The following is a 19,286-nucleotide window of genomic DNA, read 5'->3' as shown; positions in this document are numbered from 1 at the left end:
TTGGGTCATGGTGCTGGTAGATTTTTTAATCTTTGTTCTTGGTCATACCAATTTAACTTATAGTTTTGCTCGGGGTTTTTATGAAAAATGCATCTGGCGATCAACAGCAAATTGCTGCGACGCCAACCACCTTCCAAAATGCTGAAGCATTTGGTTTAGCTAAAGTTGCTAAAAGCCCTTGGCAATCATTTATGTTATCGATATTTGCCGGTGCATTTATTGCGATTGCATTTGTGTTTTACATTACAGTGACTAACGGCAGTACTATGGGCTGGGGCATGACACGCTTTATTGGCGGTATTGCGTTTAGCTTAGGATTAATTTTAGTTGTGGTGTGCGGCACAGAGTTATTTACTAGTACAGTGTTAACCTCGATCCCTTGGGCGCAGAAAAAAGTCAAAACAGCGACCCAATTACGTTGTTGGGCCAGAGTTTATGCGGGCAATTTAGTCGGCGCACTATTGATGGTGTTTCTGATCATGAGTGCGCGCATGTTTGAACTCAATGATGGTCAATGGGGGTTAAGTGCAATGAAGCTTGCACAGCACAAAATTCATCACACTTGGTCACAAGCATTTACCTTAGGTATTTTATGTAACATGTTAGTGTGCTTAGCTGTGTGGATGACCTTTGCCACCAAAGATCTCCTGACGAAATCCTTACTGATGATCCTGCCTGTAGCCATGTTTGTGAGCAGCGGTTTTGAGCATAGTATTGCCAACATGTTTATGGTGCCAATTGGTATTGCTATCCATTCATTTGCACCGGATAGTTTTTATGTAGCACTTAACCTAGACCCGCAACAATTTGCCGATCTTACTGTGAGTAACTTCGTGTTTCATAACCTGATCCCTGTAACCTTAGGTAATATAGTGGGTGGTGGGGTGTTTGTTGGCATCGGCTTTTGGTTAGTTGAACAAGGTAAATTAACCCTTGGCACTGACGGCGCAAGTCACGGCACTATTACAAGCCGTGTTGAGCCTAAAAACGATTAAGCACCTTAGAGTATGAAGTCTGCATAGAACTACTGTCAGTCTTAATTTGAATGCCCAGCCTTTGCTGGGCATTTTTGTAGCTAGCCTTTTTTACCAAAGCAATTTCAAACTCAGCAGCATTTGATATCAAGTACTAATATCATCAGGCTTTTATTGTTGACTGGTTTTTATTCGATTAAACTTTTTCAATAACAAACGAATATGCGTTAAGGCTACTTTTTAGGCGCTAATATATTGTTAACCTGCCATTTTTAGATATTTTAACTAAAAGTCTGCAATATTTAAGACTATTTAAATGCTAGAATTTTATAAATAAAACCTACCTGATAATAACAATAACAGTGGTAATGAAATGTTAGAGCAACAAATAGCCAGTAATCCCCCCCAAACAACCAAAGTAATGCCTGATACCTTAGTGATCATATTCTTTGTTGCCTTTGCTGCAGCACTGTTGACCTATGTGGTGCCCATTGGCTCCTTTACTACCCAAGAGGCACATTATGTTGTCGATGGTGTGGAAAAGACACGCAGTGTTGTCGACCCTAATTCGTTTAGCTATGCAACAGATGAACAAGGTGAGCCACTACTTAGCCCAATGGGGCTATTTAAAGGTGATGGTGGCATGGGCTTTTTTAACTTCGCCTTTGAAGGCTTAGTTTCTGGTTCTAAGTGGGGCAGTGCCATTGGCGTGATTATGTTCATGTTAGTGATCGGCGGCTCATTTGGAGTGGTGATGGCCACTGGCACCATTGATAACGGTATTTTACGCTTAATCGATAAAACCAAGGGCAACGAGCAGTTATTTATTCCGGTTATCTTTAGTTTATTTTCTTTAGGCGGGGCGGTTTTTGGTATGGGCGAAGAGGCAATCGCCTTTGCAATTATCATTTGCCCGTTAATGATCCGCCTTGGTTACGACGGCATATGTACCGTGATGGTGACTTACGTTGCGACACAAATTGGTTTTGCCAGTTCGTGGATGAACCCATTTAGTGTGGCGATTGCTCAAGGCATTTCAGGGGTGCCGGTATTATCTGGGGCAGGGGTACGCTTTGGGCTTTGGGTTGGCTTTACCTTAATTGGGATTATTTTTACCATGCGCTACGCCAGTAAAATTCAAAAGCAACCCAGCTTGTCGTTTAGTTTTCATAGTGATCAGCATTTTAGAGATAACCAGCAAGGAACAGTAAAAGACAGTCGCTTTAATATGGGTGACATATTGGTATTACTAACCATTGCAGCAACCATAGGCTGGGTTATCTGGGGCGTGATTGCTCATGCGTGGTTTATTCCTGAAATTGCCAGCCAGTTTTTTACCATGGGCATTGTAGTCGGTATTATTGGCATATTGTTCAACCTAAACGGCTTAACCATGAATAAAGTAGCTCAAAGCTTTAAGCAAGGTGCAGGCACCATGCTCGAGCCTGCACTATTAGTGGGTTTAGCTTCTGGCATTTTATTATTAATTGGCAGTGGGGGGGCAACAGAACCGAGTGTGCTAAACAGTATTTTGCACAGTGCAGGTAGCGTGATTGGCCAGCTACCGAATGCCTTATCTGCTTGGTTTATGTTGTTATTCCAGTCGGTATTTAATTTCTTCGTCACCTCAGGCTCAGGCCAAGCGGCGTTAACCATGCCATTGATGGCGCCACTGGCAGATCTTGTGGGTGTGACTCGTCAAGTATCAGTACTGGCGTTTCAGTTAGGCGACGGCTTTACCAATGTGTTAGTGCCTACTTCAGCGTCGCTGATGGCGACTTTAGGCGTATGCCGAGTGGATTGGGGTGATTGGGTTAAGTTTATTTGGCGCTTTATGGTAGCGCTTATGGTGCTTTCGAGCATTGCAGTGATTACGGCCCATTATTTAGGCTTCAGTTAAACAAGGCGCGATATTATTTATTATAAATGGCATTTATTAAAAACGGCATCAATGAATTGATGCCGTTTTTTTATTGTGATAACGACTAAATAAGTCATTAACTTAAAAATGAGCTTAACAAGGCTTTTTCTTACAGCGTAACAAAGTATGACCTATGCCAATGTTATCTATATCTTCATCCACATAAAGGCCTGCTTCACTGATCATTTTTAGCATATCTTTACTGTGATACATGCGGCTATTACCATTCGCTATTGCAGTAAAATATAGTGAGGTGGCGTTAACACAGTAGGCACCCGCTTCGTATGGTTGTCTGTCCCAGTAAGTCTCTAAGATACACAACTCACTATCAGAGCGCATTGCAGCAGCGGCGCGTTTTAAAATAGTGATAATTTGCTGTTTTGAGAAACAATCCAAGAATTGGCTCATCCAATATAAATCAGCATGTTGATAGAAAGGTTTATCACTATCAAGCAAATCTGTTTCAAGTGGATGCACACGATCGGCAACCTGATTTATCTTGGCATTTTCCATCGCTACAGTTAACTGACCCGGCAAGTCCATAATGGTGATGTTGACTTGGTCATCATAGCCTGTGCAAGCAAACGCCCACTTACCTGTATTGCCGCCCACATCAACAATATGTTGAGGCTTAGATCGAAAAATTAACGGTAAAAGACTATCAAACGCATGATCGGAATAGTAATGGTCAAACTCAAACCAGCTGCGTTTAACCTGCTCAGGTAATTGGCTTAATCCCGGGTAAATGGTGTCCCAATCGCCAAGGTATTTTAAGCCTTCAGCTTTGCCATTACGAAGTGATGCTTCTAATTCAAACAAACCTTGGTAACAGACATCGTGAATAAAGTTCAGATTCTTTGCAGCCATATCATCATGTAATAAGAAATGTCCTGTTTTATCTAAGCGGTAACGCTCATCTTTGCACCAAAGCAGACCCATACTTAGACCCATATCCAGTAAAACATGAATAGCATACTCAGATACGTCAGCATCAGTTACTAACTGCGCTAAGCTAATACCTTGATCGCCTGCTGCATCAATTTGTGCCAGTAGGCCGAATTGGCTAAGGCAACGGGCCACTTGAAAGCTTACAGGTGCGAAGGCTATTTTTTGTGCTTCGAATTTAGCATCGTAGGCGGATATTTTTTTCGGTGATTGATAAAAAGACATAAAATGAAGATTGCTCTAGCAGCAGGAAAAAAAGTGCTGCGATATTAGCAAACACTATTAAATAGGAGCTTGATCTAGCTCTAGATGTTGAGCTTTTTAATGACATGCTAGGGCGGGATAATGCATTTTTGGGACACAAGCCTTAGATGTTGCAGATAGTTGAATTGAAACTTACTTATGTGCAGGTAGTTACGTTTGTTTAAACCAATAAAAAAGCCCTGTAAATACAGAGCTTTTTGAAGTGTTTACCGACTTTTTAGTAATCGGTCACTAAATATGATTACTGTACGTTTTCGCTATCGCTAAATTCGCCAGCAAATAGTGCCGATGATAAGTAACGCTCTGCAGCAGAAGGCAAAATAACAACAATGTTTTTGTCTGCATATTCTGGCAGTTCAGCAATTTTATTTGCCGCAACTACTGCTGCGCCTGAAGAAATACCGACTAAGATACCTTCTTCTTTCATTAAGCGGCGCGCCATATCAATTGCATCGTCATTGCTAACAGCTTGAACAAGATCAACCATATCTAAATCTAAGTTACCAGGGATGAAACCTGCGCCAATACCTTGAATTTTATGTGGTCCAGGTTGCAGAGGCTCACCTGCTTTAGCTTGAGCAATAACTTGAGAATCAACTGGCTCAACTGCCACTGACACAATATCTTTATTCTTACTTTTTAAGTAACGGCTCACACCGGTAATAGTACCGCCAGTACCAACACCTGCTACGAATACATCGACTTTACCATCGGTGTCATTCCAAATTTCTGGACCTGTGGTTTTTTCATGAATTTCTGGATTAGCAGGGTTACTGAATTGACCAAGAATAAGGTACTTTTCAGGATCTGATAAACGAATCTCTTCTGCTTTATCAATTGCGCCTTTCATGCCTTTAGCGCCTTCAGTTAACACAAGGTTAGCACCTAATGCTTTAAGCAGTTTACGGCGCTCAAGGCTCATGGTGTTTGGCATTGTGAGGGTTAGCTTGTAACCGCGGGCAGCGGCAACATAAGCCAGTGCAATACCGGTATTACCTGAGGTTGGCTCAACTAATTCGATACCTGCCTTAAGGGTGCCTTTCTTTTCAGCATCCCAAATCATGTTGGCACCGATACGACATTTAACGCTGAAACTTGGATTGCGTGCTTCTATTTTTGCTAGCACATTACCATTGCTTACTCGATTAAGGCGCACTAGTGGGGTATTACCTAGCGTGTATGAATTGTCTTCGTAAATGTTGCTCATGGTTTAGCTCCTTGTTTGCATTGTCTAATGATAATCGGTTTAGGTGGCTTTAACAGTGACAGTTAGTTATTCGTTATTCCTTTTAGTTATTAAAGCAAACTCTACTATAATAATAAAGCATCTTCTTAATTAACAATCATTTACTTTTGCTGCAACAGTTAAGCACATTATTACTCGCTTAGATGGTCAGACCTTTAGCAAATCGTCAATTAGTGCTTAGCGAAAATGCCAGAACCCAATAGACTTGTTTTAATTGTAAAATTTTCCCTGTATTAACCAGATGGCCAAAAGTTATCAGTATGGCAATGTCGAGGTGGGAAACTTGTTACTCCCCAATACCTTAATGGCAGATATAATATGAACAAAGTGGTGATTTCAGGAAGTGGACTTTACACCCCACCCCATAGCATTAGTAATGAAGAGCTAGTAACAAGCCTTAATCGTTACGTCGACCAATATAACAGCCAGCATGCTAGCTTAATCGCGAATGGTGAATTAAACGCATTAGCCCACTCATCGGCTGAATTTATCGAAAAAGCCTCAGGAATTAAGCAGCGTTATGTGATGGTCAAAGAGGGCATTTTAGAGCCTGACATCATGATGCCTTTGATAAAAGATCGCCCAAGTACCGAATTATCTATGCAGGCTGAAATGGGTATCGCGGCGGCGAATAAAGCCTTAGAACAGGCTAAACTGCTCGCCAGTGACATTGACTTAGTGATTGTTGCCTGTGCTTATACTCAGCGCTCATACCCTGCAATTGCTATCGAAATTCAGCAAGCCATGGGCACAAAGGGCTTTGCCTACGACATGTTGGTGGCGTGTTCGTCAGCTACATTTGCCATAGTCAATGCGATCAATGCCGTGCAGTCAGGTACAGCATCTAGGGTATTGGTGATTAATCCTGAAATATGTTCGCCGCAGGTTAATTATCGCGATCGCGATAGCCACTTTATTTTTGGCGATGTCGCAACCGCAGTTGTGGTTGAAAAAGCAAACAATGCTCACACTGAGTTTGCTTTTAATGTGCTGTCGAGCAAATGCGTTACTGATTACTCTAATAATATCCGCAGTAATTTTGGCCATATGAATCGCTGTGATCCGCTCAATGCTAACAGCAGTGATAAGTTGTTTCATCAACAAGGGCGCAAGGTATTTAAAGAGTTGTTGCCAATGATTTATCAGCATTTAGACAAGCAACTCGAACAAGAGCAGATACAAGCTAATGAATTTAAACGCTTGTGGTTACATCAAGCCAATATCAATATGAATCAGTTTGTGGTGCGTAAACTGCTTGGTGACAATGTGGATGCAGCGCAGGCACCAGTGGTATTAGATGAATACGCAAACACGGCTTCAGCGGGCTCGATTATTGCTTTTAATAAATATAATCAGGACTTTAAAACTGGTGATTTAGGTCTGCTTTGCTCGTTTGGAGCAGGCTACTCTGTTGGCAGTATTATTTTAGAGAAGACTTAATTTTAACTGTGTGTACTTTCAACTAAATCAAAAAGACTGCCAAGGCAGTCTTTTTGATCATCAATGGGTAAAATCTTAAACAACTAACGACTAATAACTACAGTAACCAGGCATAACTTACTTTCATAAAGTAGGTTTTATCTTTTTGGGTTAATGAATCGATTTCATCGGTAGCAACCAAGCCGTCGGAATAACCCAGATAAAATACACTTTGTGGATTTAGCTTATAGCCATATAAAATTTCATTGCCTAAATTCTGACTTTGCTTATTCGGCGATTGGTATTGATATAAACTTGGATCGCGCTCAATATCGGTATAGACACTGCTTAAACGTAAAAAACTATTTAAGCTGATTTGCCAATTGAGACGTAAATCAGTCAGGTTAGCGGTAAACAAAGTACCTTCATCAACATCAAGGGTTTGGTAGCGATGATTCACATCTAAGATGATTGACTCAGTCACCTTCCACTCCACCGCTGGGTTAAACATAGTCACAGTAGCCGCACGGTCGTTGGCGTAATCAATATCATCACCGTAGTTCATATCAATTTCTAATTTCAGTGACTGTATCGGGGTAAAGTTGGCGTACAACCAATTGAAATTAATATCGTACATGGTGGTATTGCCATCAATGGCCAGTGATGAGCCATCATGGCGTCTACCTACGCGGTCTTTGTGAACAAAACCGGTTGATATGTAACTTTGTAAGCCGCCGTTAAACTCAATATACACCTCAGCTTCTTGTTCAATTTTTTCATTATTTTGATTGTGGGTAATGTCCCAATCGCCGCCAAATACCACTTTGTTGAAAAAGTTTTCCATTGGGTACCAAACATAATTACCGCCGACGACAAACTTACTGGCATCAATTCGGTCAATAAAACCTAAGTCAGCTCTAAAGTCTTCACCAATGGATTCATAACGGCTAAAGGCGCGCCAGTTACGACGAATATGGTCGTAGCTTACCCGGTACATACTGTCGGAAAAGTTATCTTGCTTGTTAGTGCGTAGCACGCGTTCATTGTATTCACAATTACCCAACTCACAGCTTTGTGGCGGTGCGCTGCAATCCTCGCCTTGGCAAAACTGTTGAAACAAATCATCAGGATATTGCGTGTCTGAAAATACATATTGCCCGGTAAAAGTATCTTGCTCAGTGGGCTGATACTTGATATCAACACTGGCAACATAGTTATGGTAATTCTCTGAGGTTTTAGCGGTAACCAGACCACCAAAAGATAGCTTCTTGTTGGGATCAAAGCGGTACCTTGCTGCAAGGTTATAGCTTTCTTCGTTAATGGTGGCGATATCTGAGCTTAAGTTACCCGGGATTAAAAACTGGGTATTTTCGTCATTAGCCGCCAACACAGCTAAAGTGTGATCATCAGTTTTACTGGTAAGCTTTACCCCATAGTCAGGTGAGGCAATATTACGAGTGTGTAATAGGCTTAATTGGGTATCGAAATAATCTTTATTATCTAAAAAGAAAGCACGTTTTTCAGGGTAAAATAACGCAAAAGTATTGTTAACATCTAGCTGACCAGAATCGGCTTCTACTTGGGAAAAGTCAGGATTAATGGTGGCATTTAATAACGTTGTAGGGGTGATGCCCCAACGTAAATCGAGCCCAGCTTCAACATGATTATCATCTTCCCAAGGCTGGTTAGGATTAAGATTACGTTGATTATTACTGGTTGCCACCACTGATGGCGTAATTTGAATATCTTTACCTTGCTTAGCGCCTTCAAGGCCTGTTGCGGTGCCGAGTTGGCATAATTGACATGACACATTACGATCAATTTTATGGCTTGATATACGATGGGTTTCATTTCTTGGGTAAAAGCGAATTAATTCAATGCCCCAAGTTTGCAGGTCTTTATTGTCATCAAAGTTAAATAGTCTTAATGGTAGCTCTAGTTCAACTTGATAACCTTGGGCTGTGATCTGACCACTAGCATACCAAATACCGTCCCAGGCATCACTTTCTTCACCTGTTAACTCATTTTCAATAGAGTCATTTTGAACCCCATAAGGGTTGATAAAAAACTGATAGGCAAGGCGGGCATTATTAAAGGTGTCGAGCTTAATACCCACTTGATCATCACCCCATGAGCTATCGCGGTCACGTAAATTACTGCGGATCTGTTCAGGGTTTGGGTCATTAGCCAAAAAGGCAACAAACAAACTGGTTTCTGTGGCAAATATTTTCGCTTCAGTGCTAACGGGGGCGGCAATGTTTTCACCCGGTGAGGTTTCATATTTAAGCTGCATAGTGGCAGCTTGTTGCCACTGTGGCTCATTCAACTCGCCATCGATTTCTACAGCCTCGGATAAGGTTGGAATGGCGATATTAAATTGACTTGCATCACCAGCGATAACAGAAGCAGGGAGCAGAAAAGTGCTAAAAAACACGCTTAAAATAGCTGCGCTTCTAATGGTGGAATTTGATAGAAACAAAGGTGTTGTCAGGTATTTTTTCACAATACTTCTCATGATGAATCTGTAACTTATTGTTAGTTTGCGAGATTGTCGCAGAAAGTCATACTAAAGTCGTTAATTTTATGTGATTAAAATGTTTTTAGTTGTTACTTGCGTTTGAGGGCTTGGAATTAACAATTGATAAATATTTACTTGTTAAAAACTAGGATGACGCATGCTCAATAGGCCGCTTCCTAACGTTAGCCTCATATGCATACTTAAAGGCAACAGCAAATAATCAAAGTATTAGTCACAAACCTCAGTAAGAGACAGATATACAATAAAAAGCCTCAACAAAATGTCGAGGCCTCTTGATATCAATACCGCAGAATCAACAACGGTATTCTCATTGCGAAACTATTCAGGTGCTATTTCTGGATGCTTATAAGCATCACGGTATTTATCAACCCACATGGCGGTAGCGCCGCAAATAGCTACTGGCATGACGATAAAGTTCACTATCGGGATCATTGAAAACAGCGTTACTGTGGCGCCAAAGGTGTAGCTGGTGCCTTTAGTTTGATTGAGGGCAAACTTCATATCCTCAAACGGCACTTTATGGTTATCGAATGGGAAGTCGCAATACTGAATTGCCATCATCCATGCACTGAATAAAAACCATAAAACGGGCGCGGCGGTTTGGCCAACAACAGGCACGATAAATAACACTAGAAACAGTAATGCTCTAGGCAGGTAGTATTTTAATTTAGTCCACTCTCGGCCCATTATTCGCGGCAAATCTTTAATTAAATCTACCGTTGTGCCAGAGTTAAGTGACTTACCGGTTAAGTGCATCTCAACTTTTTCAGCCAGCAGGCCATTAAAGGGCGCAGCTATCCAGTTCATCACTGAGCTAAAGATAAAAGACATCACCACTAATAAGCTAACAACCGCCAGTGGCCACAGGAAAAAATTTAACCATGTGAGGTATTCGGGGATTTGGCCGTTCATCCAAGCAAACATTTCATCTAATTTACCAATGGCAAAATAAATGACCGTTGAGAATAAAACTAAGTTAACCATTAATGGAATGAAGACAAAGGTTCGTAGCCCCGGTTGTTTTATGAGCTTAAACCCATCCATAAAATAATTAACACCACTTTTCATTGGTTTAATTGGCATCGATTACATCCTTGAAAAAACTAGTTATGATGATTGTGGTGATGCATTGAGCGGAAAACAAGCCTTAAAGTGTGTTTAAGTCATAAAAATCGTTACAAAATGCAGCGCGATTGGTAAAGTTGTACTTTATCCGTCTTACGCAGACGAGATGATTATTCATCGACGCTTCTTAATCAATCTCACTGGAACAACTTCACAAGCACAATGCGATTAAAACAAATAAAACTTGCTGGCTTTAAGTCGTTCGTTGACTCCACCAAAATTCCCTTCAACCAACCTTTAACGGCCATTATAGGCCCCAATGGATGTGGTAAATCCAATGTCATTGATGCCGTGCGCTGGGTGCTAGGCGAAAGCTCTGCTAAGCATTTGCGTGGCGACTCGATGATGGATGTGATTTTTAATGGCTCTAGCGCCAGAAAACCCGTGTCAGTTGCCAGCATTGAGTTGAGCTTTGAAAATCTCGATGGTCGATTAGCAGGCCAATATGCCAGTTATCAAGAAATATCGGTAAAAAGACAAGTCAGTCGCGATGGTGACTCAAATTACTTTTTGAATGGTCAAAAGTGTCGCCGTAAAGATATTACCGATTTATTTATGGGCACAGGTTTGGGCCCACGAAGTTATGCCATTATCGAGCAGGGGACGATTTCGCGTCTTATTGAATCTAAACCCCAAGAACTGCGGGTTTTTATTGAAGAAGCAGCAGGCATTTCCCGTTATAAAGAACGCCGCCGTGAAACTGAAAACCGTATTCGCCATACCCGTGAAAACTTGGAGCGATTGGGCGATATTCGCTTAGAGCTCGGTAGCCAAATCGACAAGCTTGAACAACAAGCGCAGGCCGCCAAGCAATATCGTGAGTTTAAGCAACAAGAACGTGACTTACATGCGCAATTGTTGGTGATGCGCTATCAAGAGCTTAAAAACCAAAGCGACAATATTGCTCAAGAGATTTTACAACTTGAAGTTAATTTAGCTGCTGCCAATGCAGATGGTGAAACCACTGAATTAACCCTTACTCAGCTTAAAACCCAAATTGCAGAATTAACCGCTGCTGAGCAACAGCTGGTGGCCGAGTATTATCAAGCAGGCACAGAAATCGCTAAGCTTGAACAACAGCTTAAACATCAACAGCTACAAGATAATCAGCTGGAAAAACAATTAGCAGATCTCATTTCGCAGCAGCAAGTTGCTAGTAATGCGTTGCAAACCTTGATGCTGCAAGAGCAACAATTAACGGCGCAGTTAGCTGAGGGCAAACCTGAACTTGTTGCAGCAGAACAAGCGCTGGGCGTTATTGATGCTCAGCTGCAAGATGTTGAGCAAAAAGCGGCAGACTTACAGCAGCATTTATCGGTGTTATCTGATGGCGCGGCGAATGCCAAAATGGCAGCGGCACTAACCCAGAGCAAATTGCAGCATCAACAACAAATGCTGTCGCAGCAACAAAAGCAGTTAATCGAACTTAGTGTTGAGCAGCAGCGAAATACTGAGTCTGACTCACAAGCTGAATTAACCGCACTTGACCTCAAGTTAACCGCCCTTAAAGAGCAACTTGAATTAGAAGATGAAATCAAACATCAACTCACTGATGAACTTGAAGATAAGCAACAACAGCTAGCTCAGGCAAGTGAAGATTATCAGCAGCAAAAACAGCAGTTATCGTCACTAAGCGCCAGAAGTGAGCTGATTGAGCAATGGCTAACCAGCAATGACGATGATCAGCAAGCTTTATGGCAAACCATTGAGGTAACGCCAGGCTGGGAAAAGGCTGTTGATGTATTACTGCAAGGCATTTTAGCCACCAAAGTGATTGATGCTGGTGGTGCAATTGGCCCATCAGTGAGTGGTTTTATTGCCACAGGTGAGGTGAGCGCGCTGAATCACCAAATTAGCGCTGCGGTTAATTTATCCCCTTGGCTTCACCATGTAAGCTGGTGTGCCAGTGTTGATGAGGCAAAAGCGCAGCTTAAGCAGTTAAGCTCAGATGGCATTTTTGCTACTCAAGATGGTTATTTAGTGGGTCATGGCTTTGTCTTTAAAAAAGCCGACTCTAAGCAATCACAGCTGGCACTTAAAAATGAGTACCAGCAATTACAAATACAAATTAGCCAATTAAATGAGCAATTGTTGCAGTTGCAGCAGCAAGTGAGCTTACAAACTCAGCAAGTTGGCGATGCTCACGCGCAATTGAGTCAATCTCAACTTAAACATCACCAGTTGCAATTAGATTGCAGTAAGCTTGATGCTCAGAGCCACAGTTTGGTGCTGCAGCAACAAGACAGATTACGCCGACAAAAAAGCCTTGATGAACAAGTGGCTCAGCTGCAAGGACAAATTGGCGCAGGTCAACAAGCGATAGAGCGATTAACTGCCGAGCTTGAGTTATCCCAGCAAACGCATCAACAGCAGTTGGCAACCCAGCAGCAAGTAAATCAAGATTGGCAAACTGCCAGTCAGCAGCTACGAGATTATAAAGCTAACCGCAGTCAGCAAGAGCGTGATAGCAATAGTTGCCGGCAAAAAATGCAACAATTGCACACTCAAGTAGCAGTATTACAAGCCAATATTAGCCAGCAAACCCAGCAGAGCGAGTCCACCACAGCGCAAATCAAGCAGCTGCGGGAATCTTCGCAGCAAACTAATGCCAGTTTAGGTGAGCAGCAATTACAACAGCTGCAAACACAATTAAACGCGCAACTCGACATTCAGCAAGCTAAACAACAATTACTGAATTCAAATCGTACACAGCAGGCAGAGTTACAAACTCGGCTCGATAGTGCGGTATTGATTCAAAAACAACAGCTTGGTGCACTGCAAAACTTGACTCAGTCTCTCAGCGGGTTAAAGTTACGTCGTGAAGGATTAAAAGGTCAGGCCGATGGCCAATTTCAGTTACTTGAAGAACAACAGATAAAGATTCAAGATGTGATAGCGCATATTCCTGAAACAGCTAAAGTCATTGTATGGCAGCGAAACCTTGATAAAGTAAGAGCTCAAATCAGTCATTTAGGGGCCATTAACCTCGCGGCAATCGAAGAGTTTGAGCAGCAAAGTGAACGTAAGGCTTATTTAGATAATCAAGATAATGATTTAAATAAAGGCTTAGCCACACTTGAAGAGGCCATTCGTAAAATCGATAAGGAAACTCGCACTCGATTTAAAACCACTTATGATGCGGTCAATGCGGACTTATCAAAGTTATTCCCTAAGGTTTTTGGCGGTGGTAAAGCCTATTTAGCCTTAACGGATGATGATTTACTTGAAACGGGTGTGACCATTATGGCGCAACCACCCGGCAAGAAGAATAGTACTATTCACCTTCTTAGTGGTGGAGAAAAAGCCTTAACCGCTTTATCATTAGTATTTGCCATATTTAGACTAAATCCAGCACCATTTTGTATGCTTGATGAAGTTGATGCACCCTTAGATGATGCCAACGTTGAGCGTTTTTGCCGCTTATTAAAAGAGATGTCACAGAGTGTGCAGTTTGTTTATATTAGCCATAATAAAATCACCATGGAAATGGCTGATCAATTAATAGGTGTCACTATGCATGAACCGGGCGTTTCACGTATAGTCGCAGTCGATATCGAAGAAGCGGTGGCACTTGCCGACGCTGAATAAATAGAATAAATAGGATTACAGGGTCACCAATGGAAGATTTTCAACTGGTTTTGTCAATACTAGGCGCAATAGCGATTATCGCAGTATTGGTACATGGGTTTTGGTCTATTCGTAAACAACAACCTAAAACGTTAAAAGACAACCCAATGACGGGGTTTTATAAAGGCCAAGCAGAGCAGCGTGACTCACAGGGGTTTGACGCTGATGGTATTGGTGAAGTGAGACGGGTTAAAGCTGACGAGGTCTCAGTTGAGCCTGTTATGAGACAGTCGAAGGTTAGCCCACATTTAAAGCCTAATGTAAGCAGCAGTCAACTTGATAGTGCAGAGCTAGAAATTACTGCAGCGGGTTCAAAAAAGGGCATTGGCCTACAAAACCAATCAGCAGTGAATGTGCAAGCGCCAAGTTACCATCCGGGTAGAAAAGATCCCGTAATGACTACCGCTGCCAAAGAACCAGAGCATATACCAACCCAACAAGCGCTGTTTGGTGAAGAGTTTAATGATGACTCTAATGAACCGTTTATTGACGACCCTATTGAAAAAGCCCCAGTAACCAAAGCTGAATCTAATGTGAGCTCTGCAAGTGTTCATTCGCCAGAACATCAAACCTTAGCACAAGAGCCGCTCACTCCTGTTGTCGAAACTGCGCCAAAGGCTGAGCCAGTAGAAGAGCCACTTGGCGAGCCGCAAGATGTATTAGTACTGCATGTGGTTGCCCGTGACGGTGAACAATTACAAGGCGCCGAGCTATTACCTTGTTTGTTATCGCTTAACTTTAAATTCGGCGATATGGATATTTTCCATCGTCATCAAGATAATGCCGGTAATGGAAAAGTGCTATTCTCCATGGCTAACATGTTAAAGCCTGGGGTATTTGACCCTGACAATATGGAACAGTTTGCCACTCAAGGTGTGGTGTTATTTATGACATTGCCTTGCCATGGCGATGCGTTAAGAAATTTCTCAATTATGCTTAATTCAGCCCAGCAACTGGCTGATGACTTAGGCGCTGAAGTGTTAGACGACAAGCGTAACGCCTGGACTGATACTAATAAACAAGCATACTTAAGCCGAATTCGAGCCGTTTCTTAAATTTTATTATATTTTACAATGAGGCCGCACTTGCGGCCTTGTTTGCTTTTTAGATGAGTGATTTTATGCAAGACATTAAAACAGAAATACAGCAAATTAGCAGTGAACTACACCGTCATAATATTCTTTATTATGTGGATGATGCGCCGAGTATTCCTGATGCTGAGTATGACCGTTTAATGCAGCGCCTTATCGCGCTTGAAACGGCTCATCCTGAGTTGATTAGCATTGATTCTCCCACCCAAAGAGTTGGCGGCGCGCCACTGGCCAAGTTTGATCAAATTACCCATTTAAAGCCGATGCTCAGTTTAGATAATGCCTTTGAGCAAGCAGACTTTGAAGCCTTTAATAAACGTATTAGTGATAAAGTAGATACGGTCAGTTACTGCTGTGAGCCAAAGCTTGATGGTCTAGCGGTGAGTATTTTATATCGTAATGGCGTATTAGAGCGCGCAGCAACGCGAGGCGATGGCAGCGTAGGTGAAGACATCACAGATAATGTGCGCACCATTAACTCGATTCCGTTAAAGCTTCGGGGTGATGATTTCCCTGAACTGATGGAGGTGCGTGGGGAAGTGATCATGCCTAAAGCAGCATTTGATGCGCTTAATCAGCGTCAACAGGCCAAAGGCGAGAAGACTTTTGTTAACCCACGTAATGCCGCCGCTGGCAGTATTCGTCAATTAGACAGCAAAATCACCGCCACGCGCGCATTAGGCTTTTACGCTTATGCTCTAGGTGTGGTCGAAGGTGAAAGCTCGCCAATGGCACAGAGTCACTTTGGGCAGCTTACCCAATTAAGACAATGGGGCTTACCTGTTAGTCAAGAAGTTAAAGTCTGTGACAGCTTACCTGAAGTGTTTGCTTACTATAGCGATATTATGACGCGCCGCAGCAGTTTATCTTACGAGATAGACGGAGTGGTAATTAAAGTAAATGATATTGCCAAACAAACAACCTTAGGCTTTGTCGCTAGAGCGCCGCGCTGGGCAATAGCCTATAAGTTTCCCGCGCAAGAAGAGATGACGCTACTTGAAGAGGTTGATTTTCAAGTTGGCCGCACCGGTGCGGTGACGCCGGTTGCGCGTTTAAAACCGGTGTTTGTTGGCGGTGTTACTGTATCAAATGCCACGCTTCACAATGCTGATGAAATTGCGCGTTTAGGCGTAAAAGTCGGCGATACGGTGATTATTCGCCGCGCGGGTGATGTTATCCCGCAAATTGTTGCCATTGTGGCTGAAAAGCGCCCTGATGATGCTAAAGAGATTACCTTCCCGACAGCTTGCCCAGTATGTGACAGTTTAGTCGAGCGGCTTGAAGGTGAAGCGGTAGCACGTTGCAGTGGTGGCTTATTTTGTGAAGCCCAGCGTAAAGAAGCCATTAAACATTTTGCCTCTCGCAAAGCATTAAACATTGATGGCATGGGCGACAAAGTGGTTGAGCAACTGATTGATAAAGAATTAGTACAAAGCCCTGCTGAGCTGTTTACCCTTACAGCATCGATGATCACCATGCTAGAACGTATGGCAATGAAGTCGGCGACTAAGCTGGTTGCCGCCATTGATGATGCCAAAACCACTACCTTATCAAGATTTATTTATGGCTTAGGTATTCGTGAAGTTGGTGAAGCCACCGCAGCCAATTTAGCCAGCCATTATAAAACCCTTGATGCCATTAAAGCGGCCAGCATTGATGAGTTAATTGAAGTGGATGATGTCGGCGTGATTGTTGCCAAACATATAGCGCATTTTTTTGCTCAGCCCCATAACCTTGAAGTGATTGATAAGTTAGTCGCTGCGGGTGTAAATTGGCCTGCTCTTGAAGCCGTTGATGAGTCAGCCTTAAGCCTTAAAGGCCAAACCTGGGTATTAACAGGTACCTTAACTCAGTTAAATCGCAACGATGCTAAAGCGCAGTTACAAGCGCTGGGGGCAAAAGTGGCCGGCAGTGTTTCTAAAAACACCGACTGTTTAGTCGCGGGGGAGGCTGCAGGTTCTAAGTTAACCAAAGCCCAAGACTTAGGCGTGAAAGTGATTGATGAACAAGGCTTATTAGATTTGCTAAGTCACTAATTATTAATTAATAAACACTAATCACTAACAATTAGTCGCTTTAAATAATCTTAAAAAGTAGCTACTGGCAATTTATTAATAGCATAAGTTAAGGCTTACCTAGCTTCGAACTAAGCAAGTAAGCCTTTACCTAATAAACTGGATACCCTGTGAATTTTAGCAATATCACTTGGCTTGATGACAAGGGCCATATAAAACCGCCGATATTTTTGTATTTAATGCTGATCTTTCTCGCCCGTGGTTGGTGTGTCTTTATTGCATCGTTAACCCAATTTAACGATCGCACTGGGCTCGTGAGACTATTTTATCCTGAAAAAAGCGATTTTTTACTGGCATTAGCGAGCGGGGTTGGTGCGGTAATTATTTATGGATTAGTGATTGCGGAGCGAAAACGCAGCCCACAGGTATTAAGGCCGCTATTTAATCAGATTAAGTACATTCTATGGCTACTACTGATTGTTGATGCTTTATTACTTAGCCAACGCCTGGTTCACGATCATTTTGTTTTCAAAGTCAGCTTTGCACTTGATGCATTATTTATCTTTTGGTCAGCTATTTATTTATTAAAATCAAAACGATTGCAGCATTATTTTAAAGATTGGCAAAATGAAGCCGATTATATGGCAGTAGAAGCTGAACTTGCCATGGCGAAAGAACAACAAGATGCTCAACTTTATGAGCCAGATGAACAGTCACAAGCCGCGCAGCATACTCAAAAGATTGTCGAGTCAGCCAAACATAATCGAGGCGTGTATAATAAAGTTATTGCAACAGAAATAACCGACTCGATAAAGGTGAATAAGTAAAACATGTTAAGTCATAGTAGCTGACAGAAATAAAAACCAATACCAGCGGCTGCTATGGCGGTTAAAAAGGATCTTATCTTGGCTAAAGTAGTGGCTAAAACTGAGCCTATCAATATACCGTTATCACAACTGGTGGTCGGTATGACGGTAAAACTGCCGTTATCGTGGTTTAATAATCCGTTTTTTCGTAATAAAGTACTGATTAGCTCCCAAGCAGAAATTGAACTGATTAATAGCTTAGGCATTAACTATGTGACTGTGATTAACGGTCAGCATTTATTTGTTGAGCCCGTTATCAGTCAACCTGTGGTTGCTGCGGAAGTGGCCCCCGCGTTTGATATTAACGCCATAATCAAAAAGTCAGTAAATACAAGTCGAGTTCGCTTCAGTAAAGCCTGCAGTAATCTTCGCCCCGCATATAGTAAAGTCATTAGTGATCCGCCGGTATCACATCGAGAAGCAGTGACAGTCGTGGAGTTACTATTAACCCATTTACATGAAACCAAACAGCCACAAATTGGATTAGTTAACTGTGCTGATAAAGAAATAAACATGGCTCAGCATGGGATCTCGGTTGCTGTGTTATCCATTTTAATGGGGCACAGCCTTGAGTTAGCCCCTGCGCAAATGCGAGATCTTGCGTTAGGCTGTGTGTTTCATGATATTGGCAAATTAAAAATACCTGATGCCATACGTCGCAAACGCATTGATTTAACTAGTCACGAGCGAAACTATATAAAGACCCATCCCAATATCGGCTATGAAATGCTAGATAGAAGTGGTTTATTCCCTAAAGCCATGTTGGATATTGTGCTACATCATCATGAGTATATCGATGGTAGTGGTTACCCCAATAAACTCACCAAAAATCACATTCCTTTATTGACCCAAATCGTGATTCTAGCGAATGACTATACGGTATTGTTAGAAAGCACAGGCTCAGCACAATTGGCATTAGGCACCTTATTTAAAAGCCGTGCTGATAAACATGATAAAGCCTTGATTAGCATACTAGTGAAAACGTTAGGCGTTTTTCCTCCGGGCTCCATTGTTAAATTGTCCGATGGTAGTATCGCCAAGGTAATGATGACATCAACCGCATCTAAGCAGCCCCATGTAGTTAGTTGTTCAGCTCATGGTACTCAGGCCAGTTTTAGATGCTTAATTGATGAAGGGGTAACGATTGTTGAGACGGTAAAACTAGAAGATTTATCAAAAAAACTAGCTAACTTGCTAGAAGTTCACGCCCCTGTATGTTTTTATGTTTGCCATATTAATGATTAATTTTAGCGT

11 protein-coding genes and 1 pseudogene are annotated in these 19,286 nt (G+C 42.1%); 8 read left to right on the top strand and 4 right to left on the bottom strand.

From position 1 onward, the window contains the following. Positions 1-80 precede the first annotated feature (80 nt). Entirely contained in the window at positions 81-995 is a 915-nt protein-coding gene (gene focA, locus Q4591_RS11300) for a formate transporter FocA (RefSeq protein ID WP_102439872.1), read from the top strand. Between the two features lie 352 nt (positions 996-1,347). Continuing rightward, the gene (gene yfcC / locus Q4591_RS11295; protein WP_102439871.1) at positions 1,348-2,874 is read left to right on the top strand and encodes a putative basic amino acid antiporter YfcC; all 1,527 of its coding nucleotides are present in this window, start codon (positions 1,348-1,350) and stop codon (positions 2,872-2,874) included. A 114-nt stretch (positions 2,875-2,988) separates the two neighbouring features. Here the strand turns inward: yfcC and Q4591_RS11290 are convergent, their stop codons facing one another. Beyond that, positions 2,989-4,065, bottom strand: coding sequence for a methyltransferase (locus tag Q4591_RS11290; protein WP_303461097.1), 1,077 nt, complete (start codon positions 4,063-4,065; stop codon positions 2,989-2,991). Positions 4,066-4,345: 280 nt separating this feature from the next. After that, complete coding sequence (cysK, locus tag Q4591_RS11285) at positions 4,346-5,311, bottom strand: cysteine synthase A (RefSeq protein ID WP_303461095.1); 966 nt, start codon at positions 5,309-5,311, stop codon at positions 4,346-4,348. A 357-nt stretch (positions 5,312-5,668) separates the two neighbouring features. On the opposite strand from cysK, the gene Q4591_RS11280 reads away from it, so the two are divergent. Next, positions 5,669-6,790, top strand: a complete 1,122-nt coding sequence (locus Q4591_RS11280) for a beta-ketoacyl-ACP synthase III (protein ID WP_102439868.1) — start codon at positions 5,669-5,671, stop codon at positions 6,788-6,790. A gap of 97 nt (positions 6,791-6,887) precedes the next feature. On the opposite strand, the gene Q4591_RS11275 is transcribed toward Q4591_RS11280, so the two are convergent. Both Q4591_RS11275 and cysZ read right to left on the bottom strand, forming a co-directional pair. Then, positions 6,888-9,284, bottom strand: coding sequence for a carbohydrate binding family 9 domain-containing protein (locus Q4591_RS11275; protein ID WP_303461093.1), 2,397 nt, complete (start codon positions 9,282-9,284; stop codon positions 6,888-6,890). A 342-nt stretch (positions 9,285-9,626) separates the two neighbouring features. Beyond that, positions 9,627-10,391, bottom strand: a complete 765-nt coding sequence (cysZ, locus tag Q4591_RS11270; RefSeq protein ID WP_076540003.1) for a sulfate transporter CysZ — start codon at positions 10,389-10,391, stop codon at positions 9,627-9,629. A 204-nt stretch (positions 10,392-10,595) separates the two neighbouring features. On the opposite strand from cysZ, the gene Q4591_RS11265 reads away from it, so the two are divergent. From Q4591_RS11265 to Q4591_RS11245, 5 genes and pseudogenes are all read left to right on the top strand, one after another. Then, on the top strand, positions 10,596-14,021 hold the full coding sequence (locus Q4591_RS11265) for a chromosome segregation protein SMC (protein ID WP_303461091.1): 3,426 nt from the start codon (positions 10,596-10,598) through the stop codon (positions 14,019-14,021). A 29-nt stretch (positions 14,022-14,050) separates the two neighbouring features. After that, complete coding sequence (gene zipA, locus Q4591_RS11260; RefSeq protein ID WP_303461089.1) at positions 14,051-15,115, top strand: cell division protein ZipA; 1,065 nt, start codon at positions 14,051-14,053, stop codon at positions 15,113-15,115. Between the two features lie 65 nt (positions 15,116-15,180). Then, on the top strand, positions 15,181-17,187 hold the full coding sequence (ligA, locus tag Q4591_RS11255) for an NAD-dependent DNA ligase LigA (RefSeq protein WP_102440426.1): 2,007 nt from the start codon (positions 15,181-15,183) through the stop codon (positions 17,185-17,187). Positions 17,188-17,336: 149 nt separating this feature from the next. Beyond that, positions 17,337-17,789 (top strand): annotated as a pseudogene (locus Q4591_RS11250) (DUF2919 domain-containing protein); the annotation flags it as partial. A gap of 282 nt (positions 17,790-18,071) precedes the next feature. Continuing rightward, positions 18,072-19,277 (top strand): HD-GYP domain-containing protein, encoded by a 1,206-nt coding sequence (locus tag Q4591_RS11245; RefSeq protein ID WP_303461088.1) that lies wholly within the window; start codon positions 18,072-18,074, stop codon positions 19,275-19,277. Positions 19,278-19,286: the final 9 nt, after the last annotated feature.

The organism is Shewanella sp. 3_MG-2023, from assembly GCF_030548765.1.
Classification (GTDB): Bacteria; Pseudomonadota; Gammaproteobacteria; order Enterobacterales; family Shewanellaceae; genus Shewanella.
Note: the sequence above shows the minus strand (reverse complement) of the source record. Positions and strands in the feature narration are given on the sequence as shown.